Source organism: [Clostridium] scindens ATCC 35704 (genome assembly GCF_004295125.1).
GTDB lineage: Bacteria > Bacillota > Clostridia > Lachnospirales > Lachnospiraceae > Clostridium_AP > Clostridium_AP scindens.
This window is the reverse complement of the sequence record NZ_CP036170.1, coordinates 3570775-3589167: the sequence shown is the minus strand read 5'-3', so window position 1 is coordinate 3589167 and position 18393 is coordinate 3570775. Positions and strand designations below refer to the sequence as shown.

Sequence of the window (18393 nt, the reverse complement as noted above, 5' to 3'; positions counted from 1 at the left end):
AAGGATGATAACATGGCAGAAGAAAAGACAAACAAAGCGTTAGATGACATTACCGGCATAGTGGATAATATGGGAAAGATTGTAACAAACGCAAATACCATATTTGCCCAATTGGCAGAGTCATTGTCAAAAACCGGAGTATCATTTGATACGCTCAGTTCAGACATGGCAGGCGTAATGCCGAATATTCTAGAGGTAATCACAGCGTATGATAGTGTTAAAGGCGCGGTAGGGCTGGTGACAGGCGGCATCGGAAAGGCAGTGGAAACAGTTGGAAAATTAGGGCAGGGAATGTCAAAAGTGCCGGAAATTTTTTCGGGTATTGGAAGCAAGATAGGTCCTTTAAAAGAGAGTTTTTCAAATTTTGCTTCGGCACTGATTATTCCGATCGAGGATATGATTCCTAAATTGGCAAATTTGGCTAAAAAAATCGTCTCTACAGCCCTATCTATGGGAGAAAAGATTATATCTTTCGTAGGAGGCACCGTGACAAAGATTGTGACAAAGGTTGGAGAACTTGGGAAAAAATTGATTGAAAAGATACCAACCGAAAAAATCATGGAAAAATTAAAAGAAATGTCCGGGAAAATCGGCGAAATATGGTCTAAGACGGGAGCAAAATTAGTAGGACCTATTTCCGACAGTGTTTCCACAATCATGACAAAGTTCAGTGATATGGGAAAAAATCTATTATCTAAACTTCCCACAGAAGAAGTGGTCAATAAAATGAAGGAAATATCCGGAAAAATGAAGGACGTATGGTCTGAAACTGGTGGGAAGCTGAAAGACGTACTTTCCGAGCCTTTAAAAAAAGCAGGGGAAAAGGTAGGAGAAGTAGGAGCAAAAATTGGAGAAAAGGCAGGAGAAGTAGGGACAAAAATCGGAGAAAAGTTCCAGACTGCTTCAGGGAAATTAGGAGAATTCGGATCCTATATGGGTACATGGGGGTCAATGGTTGGAGAATCCTTTGATGACGTACTTAAAAAGGCAGCTAGTTTCGGACTAGGATTTCTCAAATTCATGGGGATAGGCGCAGGTATCGGACTGGTTGTCGCTGGTTTAGGCCTGTTGCACCAGGCATATGGTGATGAGATAGATGGATTGCTGGAGATGATGATGACAAAAGGCCCTGAGATTATTACCAATCTGTGCAATGGAATTGTGGAAGCATTACCCGCATTGATGGAAGAAGGAGCACTACTTCTTAATAGTCTGATGTTGGCTATAACAGCCAATCTTCCAGCACTTTTGGCAGGAGGATTCAGTATACTATCCGGGCTGATTGAAGGAATTGCGGCACAACTCCCTATGCTGGTACCGACAGCGATTACATTGATACTAACATTGATCCAAGGACTGCTTGATAATATCCCGCAGTTGATCAGTTCGGGCCTAACTTTACTTATGGGATTGGCGCAAGGACTGATTAACGCAATACCAATATTGATTGCAATGGCTCCGGGCATAATTCAGAGCCTGCTGACGGGATTATTGACGATGATACCTCAGATAATCCTGACAGGTATAGAACTGATCGGCCAGCTGGCGCTTGGCCTGGTAGAGGCAATACCGAAGATTATTGACGCGATACCGCAGATTATTGATTCAATTAAATCTTCCTTCAGCAGCGTTGACTGGGGAGCGGTAGGACACGACATCATCGAAGGTATAAAAAATGGCATTGGCAAAGCAGCGAAGATGCTGGCAGATGCGGCGTCAAAAGCGGCAGAAGATGCTCTGAACTGGGTCAAAGATAAACTTGGCATCCATTCCCCATCCCGCGTTTTCCGTGACGAAGTAGGAAAAATGATGGCACTGGGCATGGGAATCGGATTTGAATCCAATGTTCCTTTGGGAGAGATGAAGAAAGGACTGGGGCAGGCTCTAAAGACGCTGGAAGGCCAGGCAAGCGTGGCTATGTCCACCTTTGGAGGAGGAATCTCCTATCAGAATTCCATCCTGTCCGGCGGCAGCGCAATGCAGGGATTCGACTTTGATGAGTTCGAACGCCGGCAGAGAAAGATCAACAATGAAAGAACAGACAGGCCTGTATTCCTGAATGGACGTCAGGTAAACAGAGCATTAAAGAAAGGAGTGCCAGTGACAGTATGATGAATGTGTATTATAAGAATCATTTTGGCGAGGTGGTGGATCTAAAGAGCGGGCCCTATCATTTGCTGGCGGGAGATCTGCTGGATTATAAGTGGAACGCCCTGTCAACAGCAAACCAGATTACCGGGTTTGAAAAGGAGATCCATGAGAAAAGTGTTACCTTTGAGATATTTGCGTCAAAAGCGGAATATCACAGAGCACTGGACTTGGTGACAGAGATATTTGAGAAAGACATACTGGCCGGCGTGCCAGGAAAGCTGTACTTCAACCAGCAGTATCTAAAATGTTACATTACTGAGTCCAAAAAGACGGAGTGGGAGTCGGATGTGCTTGCGGTGACAGAACTTGCGGTGACCACGGACTATCCTTATTGGATAGAGGAAAAAGAGATGCATTATGAGCCGACAGATACCATGTCAAGGGATAACAAGAGATATCCACTGCGTTATCCATACCGCTACTCTAACGGTCTGTCAGATATGACAATACTAAATGAACATTATACGGAAACGGATTTCCGCATGGTGATATTCGGACCTGCCATAAGCCCAGCGGTTTTCATAGGAGACCAGTTATATCAGGTGAATATGAAGATCGAGGCAGGAGAGTACGTGACAATAGATAGTTCCCAGGGAACAATCATACTTACGAAGACAGACGGCAGCAGGGAAAATGCATTTAACAGCAGAGAGAAAGAACAGAATATCTTTGCCAGAATTCCACAGGGCATGAGCCGGGTAAAATGGAACGGGGATTTTGGATTTGACATTATCCTGTTCCAGGAAAGGAGCCAGCCAAGATGTGCATAAAAGATATGATTATTGCCAACAGCAGAGGGCAGGAAAAAGGATTTCTGACGGAATCTGCACAGTTGGACATTGATCTGGGAGATACCAATGATTTTGAACTCCAGATGGCGCTTTCCGAATATATGAATCTAGGATATCAGCTGGGGGATCGGATCTACCTGCCAGGCACCGAATACGGAGGCCTGATCGAAGATAAAGAGACCTCGACTTATGAAGACTCCGTATTCTTAAGAGGCTACACCTGGAGAGGCCTGCTGCAGCAGAAAATCATTTGCCCGGAAAATGGGCAGGAAAAACTAACCATATCCGGAGAAGCCAATGAAATTCTGGCAGTCCTGACAGAAGGATGGTTTGACGGCCTGATGCAGGTAGATGATGTTGACAGCGGCATCCAGATACAAGGCTATGAGATGGATGGCTACGTAGATGGCCTGGAAGGATTGACCGGGATGCTGAAGTCCGCAGGAGCAAAACTGGAACTTGTCTATGAACAGCAGAAGTTTTCCGGATGCGTAGTGATCCGGGCGGTGCCCATCGTGGATTATTCAGAAAATATAGAATATAGCAATGACAATAAAGTGCATTTTACCACACGGGATTATCAGATGGGGACCAATCATCTGGTCTGCTATGGTAAGGATAAGGAAGAAAAATTAATCACAGTCCATCTGTATGCGGATGAAGAAGGAAATGTCAGCGAAAAGCAGTCCTTCTTCGGAGCAGACGAAAGGGCGGCAGTGTATGAGGCAACAAGCCAATCCGACCGGGCAAAGATGATTGAAGACGGTACGGAAAAACTGAAAGATGCAGGAAACTATAAGGAATTAAGTATGACAATCCAGGATATCGAAGTGGCAGTCGGAGATATCGTGGGCGGCCGCGAGAGAATCACCGGATTGTACATGAAACAGCCTGTAACAGGCAAAATATTGAAACTCGATGTTAACAATAAAACTATAGAATATAAGGTTGGTGAATAATATGGGATTAAAAGGAATTACAATTGAAACGCCGCCTCAGGCGGAAGCACACATTAACGCAGCAGACGACAGAGCCATATGGGAAGCAGTTATCGGTATGGATGGAGTCGTAAATGTAGGACAGAAGTTAAAAGCAACTTTGATCTCCAATAACCTGCTTCGTATATATGACGGAGCACTGGTAGTAGGAGGAGCAGTCGGACGCATTCCGTTTGGGGAATATGAGGACATTACGATTAATAATGGCACGCAGAATCAGTTGCGGAATGATCTGGTAGTTGCGCAGATTGAAGCAAATGGAGCCATTGAGAACATGAAACTCCATTATATCCAGGGAGTACCAGGAGATGTGGCAAAAGACCCGGATTATACCGCAGGAAATGTGTATGAAGGAGAGACGCTCAGGCAGTATCCGCTGTATCGGGTGAAACTGAATGGACTGAATGTGGAAGCGGTGGAACCGCTGTTTGAAGTGCTGCCGAATTTGGGGAAGGTGAAGGATGAAGTTGGTGAATTAAATAGAAAATTAGTGTTTTTAGATCAAAACGCCCAAAATTCATCTGTTAATGGCTGGACACTTATCAGAAATGGAAATATTGTTACATTTAAACATAATAAAGTGCTTTCAGGTGTAATAGCAGGACATAGTTACAGCAATCAAGGAAAGATACCGGAGGGATATCGCCCAGCAATTGATATAACTTTGCCGGGCGATCGGATAATTGGAGCGACCATTACAGGATCTTTTTATGTGAGCATAGGGCCTGCGGGCAATACTAATTTCGTTAGTGATGGAAACCATAATGAAAATCAAAGTTATGTAGCATCCGGCGCCTATATAACATCGGATTTATTTCCTCTTAATGACATCCCCAAAGTCGAGATATAGGTCAACTTACTGAGAGCATAATGTTTATATATACCTGTTGGTTCTGGTTAAGATTGCTGGCAAAGAATATAAGAAGGGTATTTTCTTGCCACGCCGTCCCTGCAACACGTATTTGGCGATAATTCCAGTTTCCATTCATTGCACTAACTGATATATCATTAGTCGTAAGTGTATCATTGCCAAACATTGTTTTTATATCTCCTAATGTAGATAAAATAGCGTAATCGTATCCGATACCACTAACAATCTTTGTGGATTGTAATGTTTTAGGAGCGGCTAATTTTCTATTTAGTTCAGGAATAGCCCGCATTATTTGCTACAATGGAAAGCAAAAAGGAGTTGGAATGATGGAGCAGAAGATTATGGAGGTGCTGCGGAGGATGCAGGCCATTCTGGACGAGGCATGCCTGAGAGACCTTAAGACGGTCCTTCAGGTGGTGTTCGAGGGGTGCGAGATCTCGCAGGAGAAGCGGGAACTGAGGGTTCCCGACAGGAGCTGGGCCATAGACCTGGAGGAATACCTGATGTCGAAGGCCCTGGAGGGAAAGTCCCCCGGGACGGTGGATAGGTACCGTTACGAGCTGCAGAGGCTGCTGTCCTATGTGAACAAGGCAGTCCGGGACATTACGGAGGGGGACATCTCCGGGTACATGCGGGCCTACAAGGCGATCCGCCAGGTGTCCAACCAGACGCTCAAGAACGTCCGGGCGGTCTACAGCAGCTTCTTCGCATGGCTGCGGGACAGGGACCGGATCCGGAGGAATCCCATGGCCCTGGTGGAGGCGATCAAGGTGGAGCAGAAGATCCGCAAGCCCTACACGGACGAGGAGAGGGAGATGCTGCTGCGGAACTGCAGCACGCTCCGGGACAAGGCGATGATGGAGTTCTTCTACAGCACGGCGGTGAGGGTCTCGGAACTGGTGACCCTGAACCGCGACGACATCCGCTTCACCAGCAAGGACCTGATCGTATTCGGGAAGGGGAGCAAGGAGAGGCGTGTCTACCTGAACGACAGGACGAACCTGTACATGAAGGAGTATCTGGACAGCCGGACGGATGGGAGCCCGGCGCTGATTGTATCCATCAGGAGGCCGCATAGCCGACTGTCAAAGACGGGGATCGAGGACATCATCCGGCGGACGGGCCAGCGGGCGGGGGTCGAGAAGGCCCACCCGCACCGGTTCCGCAGGACGTCCCTGACCAACGCCCTGAACCGGGGGATGCCGCTGCAGGAGGCCATGGTCATGGCGGGCCATGCGAAGCCGGAGACGACGATGGGCTACTGCACGGTGGACCAGGAAGGCGTCAAGTATCATCATCAGAAGTATTTAAGCGCATAGCAAGAGGGGAATAAGGGCATTTTTACATCCGGCGGGGATCGGGTGTTTTTGTTGTACGCTTTTATAGACGTAAATAATAACAAGTTTCAAGGAGGGATACTGAATTAATTAGAAAATTACCATATAGAATTGAATGTGGAATGGCAACGCCACCAAATGCAAACGGATATATACGAATGCAGGATATAGTATTTAAAAAGGCATTTTCTAATCCACCTATTGTAATAGGCTCGGTTAGAAAAGGAAGCGAGTCCCGTGATCCTTGGATAACTGTTGGAACATATAAAGTTACAACGAGTGGTTTTATTATAAGTGTCCAATCACCTAATGGTGATATTGGAAGCACACAATATACCGTGGATTGGATTGCTATCGGAAATTAATCTATAGTTTATTTGATTCCTATCAGCATCCAACTGCTAAACGTCCAGCCATTTACAGTCCAGTTACCCATAACAAACGATGTAGTAGATGCAAACCGTACGCTTCCACCAATACTATAACCTGTATTTGTTCCTACTCTCCCAAATTCAAGGTTTTTACCGATAAAAGAATCATTAAACAGCATAATATGTGGGTTGAGTTCGGTAAGAAAGTAGGTGCCAGAATAAAAAAATGCTAGATACATTGTTTTAAACTGTGTGATATCTTTGATTGGAAATGTACCGCTTGTTACAGCGTGTGCCAATATCTCAATGCTTTTAAAACTACTTTCTAATTTTCTATTTAATTCAGGTTTTCAGTGTAATCCGTGATTTGGCTATATATTTAGATGTTTACAAAAGTTTTTAAATCATAAAAAATAGGATTGTCTATAAAAAGTAAATATAAAAATGCTAATAGAGTATATTTATATTGACTAATAGAGTATATTTGCTTATAATGATGAAGAAAATGAATAATTAAACGTTAAATACATAGGGGAAAGAGAGGAAGAAAAATGATTTGTCCAAAATGCGGAAGCAATAACGTAGCAAGCCATGCTGTTACGGAACAAACAACTGAGGGGAAGACGAAAGGATTCGGCTGGATTAAGGCATGCTTAGGAACTTTGATTGCAGGACCATTTGGCTTTTTATGTGGCTTGTGTGGCATGGGAAAAGGAAAAAGCAAGACGACTTCGGAAACTAAGGTGATAAATGTATGTCAGGATTGCGGCAATCAGTTTTAGAAACGATTAGAATGATCGGAAATCATTCCGGTTGTCATCAAATGCCAGAACGAAGTTTTTTTTATAAAGGCAAGCAATTTCCAGTGTGTGCAAGATGCACTGGAGTGTTTATTGGTCAAAGTGTGGCTTTGATTATAGGAATATTTAAAGATATATCGTTTAAGAAAGCATTTTTATGTTTGGCGGTTATGGGAAGTGATTGGGGGCTTCAGGAGAGTCGGATTAAAGAATCAACAAATTTTAGGCGTTTGATAACAGGATTTTTAGGAGGTTTTGGTTTTTACTCCATTTTAGTGGGAATTTTAAAAAATGTATTAATTCTTAAAAATGAAGAAAAACTAAAGATGGAACGATAGCACTATACAAGGAAGATGCGCATCGTTCCACCATTACAGTTGTATTATAAATTATAAAGATATATTTTCGTGAAGTGTTAAATAATGGTATAATATGTCAATAAATTCACCGTTTGTTGGTTTTTGAGTCATATTATAGCCGGATATTTTGATTAAAAATTTTCGGTCTCCTTTATCCCAGCATGTAGATACGACTGTACGCAGACAGTGCTCAACGTTATCTTTACTAACGTTGTAATGTTTTCCTACATCAGCGTATAAACGAGTATATATAGATAAAAGATAACTTTCATCTTGTATACAAAGAGTGAGAGCATAGGCAAGATAAAGGAATCCTTTGTAAGTAGAACGTATGCCGAGACGTAAAATTAATTGTTTGATTTTATCCATAAAATCTCCTCCTAAAAAGTATTAGATTGAGATATTGTAAACATAAATCTTAATAAATGGAAAAAAATAGAAGAAATTCGACAAAATTATGTATTATTCGATATTAAATTGAAAAAGAATGTATTAGAATATGTAGGGTTTGGTTATAAATGGAGGACTATTTATAAACGTAGGTTATAAAATGGCGGTTATGAATGGTTCTTTATTTTTAATATTATGCAAGAAAAGAATCACCGCGCTTAATTTGTGAATGACTTATCGGGTTATTGTTCCAACCTAGACTAAATAATGTGGATACAGAATTTAAACTTTAATTTTAGAAGTTTCAAACTATCTAAATGATTTTGATGAAGCATTTTATGATGTAAGAGAAGTGTGCAGGAATATGGCAACTTGGCAAATGCAAAGGCTACAATAAGCACTCAAAATGCTGATGCATCAGTATTGCTGCTGGAAGCAAAAAACAGTTTGCTCAATTGATAATAAAGTAATGTTAAAACACTATTTATAAACGAAGGATATGTAAGATTCGTTTATAGATGGTGTTTTATTTTGCTTAAGTGAATGAGGATTTGGTACGGATTAATGGTGAATTGGGAATATCAGTTTTCCTTGGGTTAAATAAACTACACAGAATTGTTGAATTCATTTAAAACCATGGGTATAATAAGAGAAACGTCAAGAAATTAAGAGGTTTGATTTGGTTGAATGTTTATAACAGGCATATATGTTTTGAAAAAAAGATTAAACTTATAGATAAGGTTACCATGAAAATGTAATAAAGGGGAGAATCATGTGGAGATATAAGATTATAAAAACTTTGGGATTTATAGTTGTATGTTGTGTATTAACAGGATTATTGAATTTTGGATTGCTACAGTATAATATTGCCAGAGTAAATGTTCATAGGATTACGACACAGAATTATGATGATATCTTTGTAGGCACGTCGCATGGCCTTAGCGCTATTAATCCGGAAATTGTAGATCAGGAAACGGGAAGGAAAAGCACGAATATCTGCATGCCCGATGAGCATATAATAGATTCTTATTTTTTGGTAAAAGAAGCGTGCAGGTTTCATAAACCCAAAAGAATTATTTATGAATTAGATCCATCCTACTGGTCTACAAAACAGAATGATGGGGCAAATTCAGTATATATTTATAAGGAGTTTCCACTCTCAGAAGTTAAAATAGAATATTTCAACCAGAAAATTAAAAGTATGGATGCCAGGGTTGCATTAGCGCCTTGGTTTTATTATAGGAACAAGATATCAGAGTTTGAAAATACGGTGAAATTGAAATTAAGCGAGTCATATAAAAATTATGAAGTATCACCTCTAAATTCGAATGTACAGCGGTATAGTGAGGAAGGTTATATGTATCAAGAATCAGATCCCGAATCAGATAAAGGAAGTTCAAATATTATTTTATGGAATCAAGAACAGATATTAGAAGTTGAAAAAGAATATTTTTTAAAATTAGTGGATTTCTGTAAAGAAAAAGGAATTGAATTAGTTGTAATTACAACGCCGGTTCCACAGGAAACATTAGAACTGTATCCCCGAACTTTTGAAAAAGCACATGAATATTACAAGGAAATGATGGTAAAGTATCATGTTTCCTATTATGATTTTAATTTTATTGAACTTAACAATTTTAATAAGAGTATCTATAGATACTTAGATTATGAAGGCCATATGTCAGGGGAATTGGGAAATGAATTTAGTGAAAAATTAGGTGACTTTCTAGATTCTATTTGATAATTTCTACTAATAACCTCTCGGACAACGCAATGTAATATAAAGATAAAAAATATAAAAGTAAGTGAAGAAACAATATGATATGACTTTTTATAATATTTCAATATTATGTTTAGTGAAATGGATTATATTGGTTTTTGCATTCAAAATGATAGTAAGGTTTAGATAATGTTCAGTATAATACTTCTAGGTTTAATAAAAAGGAGTTGTATGGTTAGATTATTTTGAGTAGTGATTAAGATTATTTTATTGATAAGATGAAGAAATAAAAAATGTAGGAGTATTAAGTAAATATGAAAGATTATAAACTTGTATTAAAAAAGATTGGTTGCATAATAGGAACAGTATTAACTATTAGTTTAATGGTTTTGACGACGGTTATATGCTTTAGCATTAAATGGATGTTTGATACATGGAGTAATCTTACTATGGATGAATTAGTATATCATATTACAGCGCCGTTGGAAGGTACTAACGAAGGAATGATTAAAGAATATCTTGATTTTTGTATTGTTCCAACTGTATTAGTGCTTATATTTGTTGTTATACTTTTTATTGCATATCGGAAGCAGAAAAAATATTTTGTAATTATGGGTATAGAACTTGTTCTTTCTTTTTTAACCGCAACATTTTTTGTCTATAATGCGTGGGATGAACTAGATGCTGGAAATTATGTTAAAGCCCAAGGTACATATTCAACGTTTATAGATGATTATTATGTGAATCCTGCAGATGTTGAAATTACATTTCCCGGAGAGAAAAGGAATCTGATATATATTTTTTTAGAGTCCATGGAGATAACTTATGCAGATAAAGACAATGGTGGGGCTTTTGAGAGAAATGTTATACCCGAGTTAACTAAGTTAGCGCAGGAAAATGAAGATTTTTCAGGAGAGGATGATAAACTAGAGGGAGGCATTGCAATGCCAGGAACTACATGGACGATGGGGGCAATGTTTGCTAATACGTCAGGTATACCTCTTAACATATCGATAGATGCAAATAGTATGGATACCCAAGATGCCTTTTTCCCAAATGCAATAGTATTAGGCGATATACTGGAACGTGGAGGCTATAATCAAACCTTAATGATTGGTTCGGATGCAACATTCGGCGGAAGAGAACTTTATTTTACCAATCATGGTAATTATAAAATTTTTGATTATAATTATGTTTTAGATTTGGACTTAATTCCGGATAATTATAAGGTGTGGTGGGGATATGAAGACCAAAAATTGTTTGACTTTGCAAAGAAAGAATTATTAGAATTAGCTGACCAGGAGAATCCATTTAACTTGACTTTACTAACAGTGGATACTCATTTTGAAGATGGTTACCCTTGTGAAAAGTGTCCAAATTTATTTGAAGATAATCAATATGCTAATGTAATGGCATGCTCTAGTAGTCAGATAAATGAACTTTTAGAGTGGATTCAACAACAAGAATTTTATAAAAATACAACGATTGTATTGGTGGGGGATCATCCTACCATGGACAAGGATTTCTGTGTGAAAATTAATGATGATTATGTGAGGAGAGTATATACAACTTATATTAATTCGGCAACAGAACTAAAAAATAAGACACAGAGAAAATATACAACTTTTGATAATTTTCCAACGACTTTGGCTGCATTAGGTATTAAAATTGAAGGTGATAGATTAGGATTAGGAACAAATCTTTTTTCAAACAAGCAAACTTTAACAGAAAGATTAGATATAGACATAATAAAATCTGAACTTAATAAGAAATCTAAACTTATGGAAAAATTAGCTGAGTTAGATGAAAATAAAGAAGATTTACATATAAAGGGAGATGGCATACCAATAGCAGATATTCAGGTGGGAGAATATCAAAGTGAATCTAGTACAATACCAGTAAAATTATTTAATATATCAAATGTGAATAAAAATATAAAAGTTGCAAACATAGCTGTCTGGGCTAAAAAGGATCAAAGTGATTTGAAATGGAAACAAATGGAACTAAAAGAAGATGGAAATTATCACGTAGATATTGACGTATCGGCTTTGGGTTATAAAACTGGCAAATATTATATTCATGCGTATATAATTGATGAGGATGGAAAGCAATTTATTTTAAGTGAAGATACTTTTGATATTAATTAAATAGTGTTTAAAGTAATAGGATTATAATTAATGCATATCTCGACAGTAAAAAAAAATTATGTTACAATTTTAGTATTATTTTTTGATATGACTAAATGAAAGTTAAAGGAGAGCAATATGAGTAGAGCGACATTAGTTGTTATGGCAGCAGGAATAGGCAGCCGTTTTGGAGAAGGAATAAAACAATTAGAACCAGTGGGACCAAATGGTGAACTTATTGTAGATTATTCAATAAAGGATGCTATAAGTGCAGGTTTTGATAAAGTGGTATTCGTAATTAGAAAGGATTTAGAAAAAGACTTTAAAGAGAAAATAGGAAATAGAGTTCAGAAACAAATTCCTGTAGAATATGTTTTTCAACAGGTTGAAGATATTCCTAAGAAATATCAATACAAGTTTCCCCATAGAAAAAAACCTTGGGGAACAGGACAGGCAATTCTTTGCTGTAAAGATGTTGTGCAAGAGCCATTCCTTGTTATTAATGCAGATGATTATTATGGCAAGGAGGCATATATTAAAGCATTTAAATATTTAATGAACAGCGACAATTTCTCAAAAAACAGAATTTCCGTTTGCATGGTCGGATTTGTTTTAAAAAATACTTTAAGCGAAAACGGAGGAGTAACACGTGGAATTTGTAGAGTTGATGGAATGGGAATGCTTACTGAAATTGTGGAAACACATAATATTATGAAAAAAGGAAACAAGGCTATAGTTAGAACTGAAAACATTGAAGAAGAAATAGATATGGAAGCAGAAGTATCCATGAATATGTGGGGTTTTACACCAGAGATATTTGGAATACTAGAGTATGGATTTAGAGATTTTCTTAAAGGACTACAGGAAGACGATTTAAAAGCAGAATTTTTGTTACCTATAATTATAGGTAAATTGTTAATAGATGATGAAGTGGAAGTAAAAGTACTTCAATCAAATGACGAGTGGTTTGGCGTAACATATAAAGAAGACAAGGCGATGGTCGTACAGGCCATTAAGAATCTTATTAATTCAGGAAAATATTAAAAAATGCTTAATTATTTAGAAAGTTAAATTCCTATCGAAGATTGGAACGTAGAGAAATGGTAGAAAGGATAAATAGAATGGGGAGAAAGTTAAAAAATAGACTTGCGTATATACTTATAATAGTTATGCTTTGCTCAACAATGTCGTTGGAGAATGTTAATGCTTCGGATTATGATTCTTTAAATAGTACAGAAGGCAATAACGAGTCAAATACAATAATTGAAAATCAACAAGAGGCAGATAATGAACAAACTGACAATTCAAGCGTACAACAAAAAGTGGAAAATGAACAATATAATGCTTCTAACGAAGAGGCAGATAATGTAACAGAAGAGATACCAGAACAAGATAGTCAAAATATTGAAATACAGACAAATGATGAAACACAAGTACTTATAAATTATGTGAGTGTTGATAAGCCTTTTCTAGAAACACCGAATGAGCAGAATGTCGTTGTTTCTTTTGGAAATGGGAATGAGAATATATCAAAGGTAAGATTAGTTTGTAAGAAAAATGATGGCAGCGATTTAGAACTAAATTTAACAAGGCAAGAAAAAGAATTGTATCTATTTACAATACCTTTAGAAAAAAAAGATTCTGGCACATACGAACTAGATAGTTTTGCTTATTTTATAAATGGAATAGAACAAATAATTGATTTAAAAGCAATTGGTATTGAGGCCAAATTTGGAGTAAATGAATTCTATCCTGGATATGAAAATGGGGATATAAATTCAAATGATATAGATGTTTCGGTTGTAGATGTAGATGCTAATAAAGTAATTGCAGCTCAGACTGATATTGAAGAGGCATTAGATGCAACGCAAGAGGCTATTGCAGAGAGTAGTGGTGAGTCGGTTAATGATAAGTCAAGGAATTTGAAGACTTCAAGAACTGCAGTAAAAGAGAAAGTGGTTGTATTAGATCCTGGCCATGGAGGAAGTGATGGCGGAGCTGCAGCCAACGGGTTAGTAGAAAAGAATCTTACATTAAAAATAGCACAATATTGTAAACAAGAATTAGAAGAGTATAGTGGACTAAAAGTATATATGACAAGAAATAATGATTCAGATGTTGGATTATCTGAAAGAGTTCAGATGGCAAAGCGGTGGGGAGCTGATGTGTTTGTAAGTATTCACATTAATTCGGCAAGTGCAGGCGCTAATGGAGTAGAGGTTTGGTATCCTAATAGTAGTTATAACGCTAATATTCATGCTCAAGGGAAAGATTTAGCAAACGAGATTTTAAAAGAATTAGTGGGATTAGGACTAACTAATCGAGGAATAAAGATAAGAAATTCTGAAAACGGCACAAAGTATCCAGATGGGTCTTTAGCAGATTATTATAGTGTTATTAAGGATAGTAAAACAAATGGATTTCCCGGTATTATTGTTGAACATGCTTTTATTTCTAATCCGAGTGATGCCGCAAAATTGAAACAAGAAAGTTTTTTAAAACAATTAGGTATTGCAGATGCAATAGGAATTGCTAATTATTTTGGTTTATCCAAGAATCCGGAGATAAGGATAGTTAATAAGAATGATTTTTCTGGTACTTTTAAAGTAAAGATAACAGGGGTGGGTTCATCTACTAATACAACAAAAGTAGAGGTACCGGTGTGGTGTCAAACGGATGGACAAGATGATTTAAAATGGTATACGGCTACTTTACAAAATGATGGGAGCTATACAGTTGATGTAGCGATAAGTAATCATAATGATCAAGTAGGAACTTATATTGCGGATCTTTACGTTACATATAGAAATGGGACAATGGAACAATTAGGAAGAACTAGTGCGGTGATGAGTAAAACCAGTGCTAACATTTCTGTTGAAAAAAACGGAACTAATCCGGCCCAATATCAATCTAAAGTTGTTTTTTCTAATATGCCTACGGGAGTCAAATCCGTTCAATTTGCAGTTTGGAGTAATGAAGGTGGACAAAATGATTTAAAATGGTATATGGGAAAAGATGTAGGGAATGACACATGGCTGGCTACGATTGATTTAAATAACCATAAGACCTATGGCAACTATTCTGTGCATGCTTATTTAGAAATGGAAGATGGCTACTTTTTTAATTTTGGTAACACATCGTTTGAGGTACAAAAAGCCAATGTTGGGGAGTTAAAAGTTAAAGATTATAATCAAAATGAGGGAAGTTTTAGAGTAATAATTAGACTAAATAATACAGATGTGGGGATAAATAAGGTTGATGTTCCTATATGGTGTTCGAGTAATCAAAGCGATATTAAGTGGTATACAGCAATAAAACAGGCGGATGGAACATATAGCGTTGATGTTAATATAGCGAATCATAAATATAATAGTGGTGAGTATAATATACATGCGTATTTAACGGATGCATTTGGAAATAAAAGTTTCGGGCAAGCAACCACATTTGCTGTAATAGCGCCGAAATCGGAGGTCACAGCGAAGGATGCGGCAGGAACGGAGACGAATTACGAGCTGAAGGCGACGAACCTGGGCCTTTACGGGGACGTGAGGAAGGTGGAGTTTGCCGTGTGGAGCCTGAAGGGAGGCCAGGATGATCTGGCGTGGTACCAGGCGAGCAGGGACTCGTCCGGGGCATACAGGGCGACCGTGCCGATCAGCAGGCATAGAACGGCAGGGGAGTACGAGGCGGACGCATACATAACCCTTGGAAATGGGGGATTGAAGTACGTGGGCAAGGCATCTTTCAAGGTGACGGAGCCAGGCATCTCAAGGGTAGAGGTGTCAGAAAAGGATGTGGACGGAGGCACCTTCACCGTGAGTCTGGCCAAGCCGGAATCGCCATCGGGAGTGAATAGGCTGCAGGTGGCAGTCTGGGGAGCGGCGAACGGGCAGAACGACCTGAAATGGTATGATGCTGCAAAGAGGCCTGATGGAAGTTATGAGGTGGCTGTTAGCATAGCGAATCATGGATTTGAGACTGGCACCTACAATGTGCATACCTATTTGACAGGCGGGAATGGCATCAGTCTGTGCGCCAATACGACATCGACGGAGATAGAGGCGCCGAAATCAGAGGTCACAGCGAAGGATGCGGCAGGAACGGAGACGAATTACGAGCTGAAGGCGACGAACCTGGGTCTTTACGGGGACGTGAGGAAGGTGGAGTTTGCCGTGTGGAGCCTGAAGGGAGGCCAGGATGATCTGGCGTGGTACCAGGCGAGCAGGGACTCGTCCGGGGCATACAGGGCGACCGTGCCGATCAGCAGGCATAGAACGGCAGGGGAGTACGAGGCGGACGCATACATAACCCTTGGAAATGGGGGATTGAAGTATGTGGGCAAGGCATCTTTCAAGGTGACGGAGCCAGGCATCTCAAAGGTAGAGGTGTCAGAAAAGGATGTGGACGGAGGCACCTTCACCGTGAGTCTGGCCAAGCCGGAATCGCCATCGGGAGTGAATAGGCTGCAGGTGGCAGTCTGGGGAGCGGCGAACGGGCAGAACGACCTGAAATGGTATGATGCTGCAAAGAGGCCTGATGGAAGTTATGAGGTGGCTGTTAGCATAGCGAATCATGGATTTGAGACTGGCACCTACAATGTGCATACCTATTTGACAGGCGGGAATGGCATCAGTCTGTGCGCCAATACGACATCGACGGAGATAGAGGCGCCGAAATCAGAGGTCACAGCGAAGGATGCGGCAGGAACGGAGACGAATTACGAGCTGAAGGCGACGAACCTGGGTCTTTACGGGGACGTGAGGAAGGTGGAGTTTGCCGTGTGGAGCCTGAAGGGAGGCCAGGATGATCTGGCGTGGTACCAGGCGAGCAGGGACTCGTCCGGGGCATACAGGGCGACCGTGCCGATCAGCAGGCATAGAACGGCAGGGGAGTACGAGGCGGACGCATACATAACCCTTGGAAATGGGGGATTGAAGTATGTGGGCAAGGCATCTTTCAAGGTGACGGAGCCAGGCATCTCAAAGGTAGAGGTGTCAGAAAAGGATGTGGACGGAGGCACCTTCACCGTGAGTCTGGCCAAGCCGGAATCGCCATCGGGAGTGAATAGGCTGCAGGTGGCAGTCTGGGGAGCGGCGAACGGGCAGAACGACCTGAAATGGTATGATGCTGCAAAGAGGCCTGATGGAAGTTATGAGGTGGCTGTTAGCATAGCGAATCATGGATTTGAGACTGGCACCTACAATGTGCATACCTATTTGACAGGCGGGAATGGCATCAGTCTGTGCGCCAATACGACATCGACGGAGATAGAGGCGCCGAAATCGGAGGTCACAGCGACGGATGCGGCAGGAACGGAGACGAATTACGAGTTAAAGGCGACGAACCTGGGTCTTTACGGGGACGTGAGGAAGGTGGAGTTTGCCGTGTGGAGCCTGAAGGGAGGCCAGGATGATCTGGTGTGGTACCAGGCGAGCAGGGACTCGTCCGGGGCATACAGGGCGACCGTGCCGATCAGCAGGCATAGAACAACAGGGGAGTATGAAGGAGATGCTTACATAACTTTATCAAATGGTACATTGAAGTATGTAGGAACAGCAAAATTTGAGATTACAATTCCATCATTGAATTTGTATGTTGCTAACTATGATGCTTCCCTAGGTAGTTTTGATGTTATATTGAATAATATAGTTTCGCCTTCTGGAATAAATAAAATTGAAGTTCCGGTTTGGTGTAGTAGTAACCAGAGCGATATTAAATGGTATAAAGCAGTAAAGCAAAATGATGGTACATATAAGATTACTGTAGATCCTATGTACCATAACTTGCATTCAGGAATATACCAAATACATGCGTATATTACTACTGGTAATGGAATTATGACATTGGCGGGGACAACGACACAACTTGTTAAAGCCCCTGAGTTATATACCATCATGGGAACAACAACAACAACAGTGGACCAAATGATGAAATACTATAAATCGAGTGGTGTAAATTATCCTGGAAACGAATTAGGAAAGGGAGGAGCACCTACACTGGAGTCGTTTTGCAAATTGTATCTTGAAGAGGCAAATGCCGAAGGAGTGAGGGCAGAGGTTGCATTTGCGCAAACTATGCTAGAAACGGGTTGGCTAAAATATGGTGGAATTGTAAAAATTGAACAATTTAATTTTGCAGGCATTGGTGCCTTGGATGGTAATTCTACTGGAAATTGTGCTACATTTCCAGATGTACGAACGGGAATTAGAGCACAAATACAACATTTGAAAGCATATGGCTCTTCAGGGGCACTAACAAATTCTTGTGTTGATCCTAGATTTCATCTCGTAAAGCGAAACTGTGCTCCATACGTACAGTGGTTGGGGCAGAAAGAAAATCCTCAGGGGAATGGATGGGCCACATCAGAACGTTATGGATATAATATAATGAGTGGAATTCAAAAATTAAAAAGTTTATAATATGATAAAATCGATCCATATTAGATGGATCGATTTTATTTTGGGGTTATAGAATCAAGT

General features: G+C 40.0%; 13 protein-coding genes. 12 read left to right on the top strand and 1 reads right to left on the bottom strand.

Annotated elements, in window-relative coordinates; genetic code table 11:
* The first annotated feature begins 12 nt into the window (after nt 1-12).
* The 8 genes from HDCHBGLK_RS18355 (at nt 13) to HDCHBGLK_RS18320 (ending at nt 7657) form a co-directional block, all read left to right on the top strand.
* Nucleotides 13-2112, top strand: a complete 2100-nt coding sequence (locus HDCHBGLK_RS18355; RefSeq protein WP_130574632.1) for a phage tail protein — start codon at nt 13-15, stop codon at nt 2110-2112.
* A complete protein-coding gene (locus HDCHBGLK_RS18350) occupies nt 2109-2921 on the top strand; it encodes a hypothetical protein (protein ID WP_004605449.1) in 813 nt (270 codons plus the stop codon). The genes HDCHBGLK_RS18355 and HDCHBGLK_RS18350 overlap by 4 nt, the downstream gene beginning before the upstream one ends.
* Complete coding sequence (locus HDCHBGLK_RS18345) at nt 2912-3901, top strand: hypothetical protein (protein WP_004605450.1); 990 nt, start codon at nt 2912-2914, stop codon at nt 3899-3901. Before HDCHBGLK_RS18350 ends, HDCHBGLK_RS18345 begins: the two co-directional genes overlap by 10 nt.
* 1 nt (nt 3902) lies before the next feature.
* A complete protein-coding gene (locus HDCHBGLK_RS18340) occupies nt 3903-4790 on the top strand; it encodes a hypothetical protein (protein WP_004605451.1) in 888 nt (295 codons plus the stop codon).
* A gap of 251 nt (nt 4791-5041) precedes the next feature.
* A complete protein-coding gene (locus HDCHBGLK_RS18335) occupies nt 5042-6130 on the top strand; it encodes a tyrosine-type recombinase/integrase (protein ID WP_233440711.1) in 1089 nt (362 codons plus the stop codon).
* A 176-nt stretch (nt 6131-6306) separates the two neighbouring features.
* Nucleotides 6307-6513: an H-type lectin domain-containing protein gene (locus HDCHBGLK_RS18330; protein ID WP_161567395.1), complete on the top strand. Its 207-nt coding sequence runs from the start codon at nt 6307-6309 to the stop codon at nt 6511-6513.
* Nucleotides 6514-7070: 557 nt separating this feature from the next.
* Nucleotides 7071-7301 (top strand): hypothetical protein, encoded by a 231-nt coding sequence (locus tag HDCHBGLK_RS18325; protein ID WP_004605456.1) that lies wholly within the window; start codon nt 7071-7073, stop codon nt 7299-7301.
* Nucleotides 7274-7657 (top strand): DUF2085 domain-containing protein, encoded by a 384-nt coding sequence (locus HDCHBGLK_RS18320; RefSeq protein ID WP_082210523.1) that lies wholly within the window; start codon nt 7274-7276, stop codon nt 7655-7657. Before HDCHBGLK_RS18325 ends, HDCHBGLK_RS18320 begins: the two co-directional genes overlap by 28 nt.
* Before the next feature lie 51 nt (nt 7658-7708).
* Here HDCHBGLK_RS18320 and HDCHBGLK_RS18315 read toward each other — a convergent pair whose 3' ends face one another.
* Entirely contained in the window at nt 7709-8047 is a 339-nt protein-coding gene (locus tag HDCHBGLK_RS18315; RefSeq protein ID WP_004605458.1) for a sporulation initiation factor Spo0A C-terminal domain-containing protein, read from the bottom strand.
* 793 nt (nt 8048-8840) lie between these two features.
* Here HDCHBGLK_RS18315 and HDCHBGLK_RS18310 point away from each other — a divergent pair.
* The 4 genes from HDCHBGLK_RS18310 to HDCHBGLK_RS18295 all read left to right on the top strand — a co-directional run bounded on the left by HDCHBGLK_RS18310 (nt 8841) and on the right by HDCHBGLK_RS18295 (nt 18333).
* A complete protein-coding gene (locus HDCHBGLK_RS18310; protein ID WP_004605459.1) occupies nt 8841-9809 on the top strand; it encodes a hypothetical protein in 969 nt (322 codons plus the stop codon).
* Between the two features lie 293 nt (nt 9810-10102).
* Nucleotides 10103-11935, top strand: a complete 1833-nt coding sequence (locus HDCHBGLK_RS18305) for a sulfatase-like hydrolase/transferase (protein WP_004605460.1) — start codon at nt 10103-10105, stop codon at nt 11933-11935.
* Between the two features lie 117 nt (nt 11936-12052).
* On the top strand, nt 12053-12958 hold the full coding sequence (locus HDCHBGLK_RS18300; protein ID WP_004605461.1) for a nucleotidyltransferase family protein: 906 nt from the start codon (nt 12053-12055) through the stop codon (nt 12956-12958).
* 77 nt (nt 12959-13035) lie between these two features.
* Nucleotides 13036-18333, top strand: coding sequence for a GBS Bsp-like repeat-containing protein (locus tag HDCHBGLK_RS18295; protein WP_161567394.1), 5298 nt, complete (start codon nt 13036-13038; stop codon nt 18331-18333).
* Nucleotides 18334-18393: the final 60 nt, after the last annotated feature.

Bases quoted from the DNA above. Each gene is read 5' to 3' on its own strand.
- HDCHBGLK_RS18310 (WP_004605459.1), top strand. From the start codon at position 8,841: ATGTGGAGATATAAGATTATAAAAACTTTGGGATTTATAGTTGTATGT.
- HDCHBGLK_RS18325 (WP_004605456.1), top strand. From the start codon at position 7,071: ATGATTTGTCCAAAATGCGGAAGCAATAACGTAGCAAGCCATGCTGTT.
- HDCHBGLK_RS18340 (WP_004605451.1), top strand. From the start codon at position 3,903: ATGGGATTAAAAGGAATTACAATTGAAACGCCGCCTCAGGCGGAAGCA.
- HDCHBGLK_RS18350 (WP_004605449.1), top strand. From the start codon at position 2,109: ATGATGAATGTGTATTATAAGAATCATTTTGGCGAGGTGGTGGATCTA.
- HDCHBGLK_RS18320 (WP_082210523.1), top strand. From the start codon at position 7,274: ATGTCAGGATTGCGGCAATCAGTTTTAGAAACGATTAGAATGATCGGA.
- HDCHBGLK_RS18355 (WP_130574632.1), top strand. From the start codon at position 13: ATGGCAGAAGAAAAGACAAACAAAGCGTTAGATGACATTACCGGCATA.
- HDCHBGLK_RS18305 (WP_004605460.1), top strand. From the start codon at position 10,103: ATGAAAGATTATAAACTTGTATTAAAAAAGATTGGTTGCATAATAGGA.
- HDCHBGLK_RS18345 (WP_004605450.1), top strand. From the start codon at position 2,912: ATGTGCATAAAAGATATGATTATTGCCAACAGCAGAGGGCAGGAAAAA.
- HDCHBGLK_RS18330 (WP_161567395.1), top strand. From the start codon at position 6,307: ATGCAGGATATAGTATTTAAAAAGGCATTTTCTAATCCACCTATTGTA.
- HDCHBGLK_RS18315 (WP_004605458.1), bottom strand. From the start codon at position 8,047: ATGGATAAAATCAAACAATTAATTTTACGTCTCGGCATACGTTCTACT.
- HDCHBGLK_RS18300 (WP_004605461.1), top strand. From the start codon at position 12,053: ATGAGTAGAGCGACATTAGTTGTTATGGCAGCAGGAATAGGCAGCCGT.
- HDCHBGLK_RS18295 (WP_161567394.1), top strand. From the start codon at position 13,036: ATGGGGAGAAAGTTAAAAAATAGACTTGCGTATATACTTATAATAGTT.